Origin of the sequence: Acinetobacter sp. KAM396, from assembly GCF_021602765.1 — a bacterium.
GTDB lineage: Bacteria > Pseudomonadota > Gammaproteobacteria > Pseudomonadales > Moraxellaceae > Acinetobacter > Acinetobacter towneri_A.
Genome location: NZ_BPPH01000074.1, coordinates 1 through 2,265, shown reverse-complemented (window position 1 = coordinate 2,265; position 2,265 = coordinate 1). Strand labels below are relative to the sequence as shown.

Genomic DNA, 2,265 nt, shown 5'->3' with positions numbered 1-2,265 from the left:
TGGACATGATCTGACTGTCAGTAAATTTAGATGTTTTCATGCAGAATCTCCTGCTCGTATCTTAAGAGAAAATTCTACTTTTAGATCCTATTATTTTTAGGGGGGATTACCAAAGTACAGCAACTTTCAGATCAAGAACGTATTAAACAACTCGAACGTGAAAATAAAGAACTGCAACGTGCTAACGAAATTCTACGTAAAGCAGCCGCTTTTTTCGCCCAGGCGGAGCTCGACCGCCCACACAAATAATGGTAGATTTCATCCATAACAATAAGGCGTTATATGGTGTTGAGGCGATTTGCAGGATTTTACCGATCGCGGCTTCTACCTATTATCGAACACTAGATTTCGTTGAAAACCCAGAACATCGAGCAAAGCGAGATCTACATGACTTGCATCATGCTGAACAAATTAATCGAATTTGGAAGGAAAGTTCAGGTCGATATGGTGTGCGTAAAGTTTGGCAAAAATTGAAACGTGAAGGCTATGTTATTGCTCGCTGTACAGTTGCTCGATTGATGCAAAAACTAGGTATACAAGGTGTTTGGCGTGGTAAGAATAAACAAACTACCCGTAGCCGAGAGGATCAAAAACGAGCAGATGACTTGGTGAAACGCAATTTTAGTGCTGATCATCCTGACCCTTGCGAAGCAATGCTTCTCAGGTCGCTGACTTCACGTATATTCAAACAAATTCAGGCTGGGTTTATACTGCATTTATTATTGATGTCTTCTCACGAGCAATTGTTGGATGGAAAGTATCGACACGGATGAATACAGATATGGTGCTCGATGCACTTGAGCAAGCGTTACATGCTCGAGACATGCCAAAGAATGTGATTCACCATAGTGACAGAGGGATTCAATATCTTTCCATTCGCTATACCAATCGTTTAGAAGCAGCAAATTTACGAGCATCAGTCGGTACGACCGGTGATTCATACGATAATGCTTTGGCTGAAACAGTGAATGGCTTATACAAAACAGAGGTGATTGAATATTTAAAAGCAGATTGGCAAGGTTTAGCGGATGTACAACTTGCGACATTAAATTGGGTAGATTGGTTCAATAAAGAGCGTGTACATAGTGCACTAGGTTATGTGCCACCTTTTGATTTTGAAGCAATGTACTATGATAAAATTAATCCGTTAGGTCTGGTGGCCTAACTTAAATAAAAAGTCTCCGACAAACCCGGTACGGTTCACGGAGATTTTTTGATTAAAGAAAGAGTACAGTATTTCTATTTGAAGCTGCAATCTTTGACGCAATTTTGAGTTTAGTGAAGTTTGAATCAGACATTTTTTCTCAATACATGACGATCTCTAATCTTAACTTCAATTAAATGCTCAAATAAAAGAGTAATTATAAATGAGTCCTTGCGATTTAAGTTATTCATCGTCTTTGTGATGATCATTATCGAATAGCTTACAAGTAAAAATTATTGCTAATATGACTAGGCTAGAAGAAATACCAGCATATAAGTTGGCTAAAGTTCCACCAAAAGCAACAAGATCTTCTAAAAACAAGATGACTATAACTATAATAGATACATGTAATATAATAAGTTTTAGATCATGAAACTTATTAATTGATAGTGTCTTAAGAAAAGAACTATTGTCAAAAATAGCTTGTCGAATAAATAATTTATAAAAACCTGCTGAAATTAAATGAAATGTAATAGCAATTAACGAGACATCGAGGATTTTTAAAAATTTAACAACAACTATTTTTACTTCAAAATTAGTTGCATATATATTTTTTATAATAAAAGTTATTGCATCAATTAGAAGATATATAGTTGATAAATATAAAAAAATAGAAGATAGTATGCAATTTATAATAACTATAATAACTAAAAATCTACTCTTTTCAAAAAAATTTTGTAGCACTTGATAACATCCCTTAAAATGAGGCTTTGTTGCATAAATATGTAAGCATCTGATTTAAATAAATTTAATTTTGGATCAAAAAATAATCAAAACTTTTAAAATCATATAGTTATGATATCTTTGTGCAACAAAGCCGTCCAGTACTGGAAACTACATCATAACCTCTCTGATTAACTGAATCAGCTAATTGTCCTAAGGTCATCATAGCTACATAAAGTTCCCCAATTCTTCCTGTTAAATGCCTTAATTCTGCAATAGGCATTCCCCGGTAATCCTCCCATAAATAACCGAAGTTAAAAGTAGAGGTTAAGCAGCCATTAGAGGTGGCCTTCCTTTGTTTGCTTGGTGTGGTCTTTCATGGTTGTAATGCCACAACC

1 protein-coding gene, 1 pseudogene and 1 other annotated feature are annotated in these 2,265 nt (G+C 35.0%); of the genes and pseudogenes, one reads left to right on the top strand and one right to left on the bottom strand.

What is annotated here, in order from left to right; translation table 11 throughout:
* Positions 1-111 precede the first annotated feature (111 nt).
* Positions 112-1,165 (top strand): annotated as a pseudogene (locus L6C30_RS14460) (IS3 family transposase); the annotation flags it as partial.
* Positions 207-323, top strand: a sequence feature (AL1L pseudoknot). Its footprint overlaps the pseudogene before it by 117 nt.
* A gap of 222 nt (positions 1,166-1,387) precedes the next feature.
* Here L6C30_RS14460 and L6C30_RS14455 read toward each other — a convergent pair.
* Complete coding sequence (locus tag L6C30_RS14455; RefSeq protein ID WP_019838469.1) at positions 1,388-1,888, bottom strand: YqhA family protein; 501 nt, start codon at positions 1,886-1,888, stop codon at positions 1,388-1,390.
* Between the last annotated feature and the right edge of the window lie 377 nt (positions 1,889-2,265).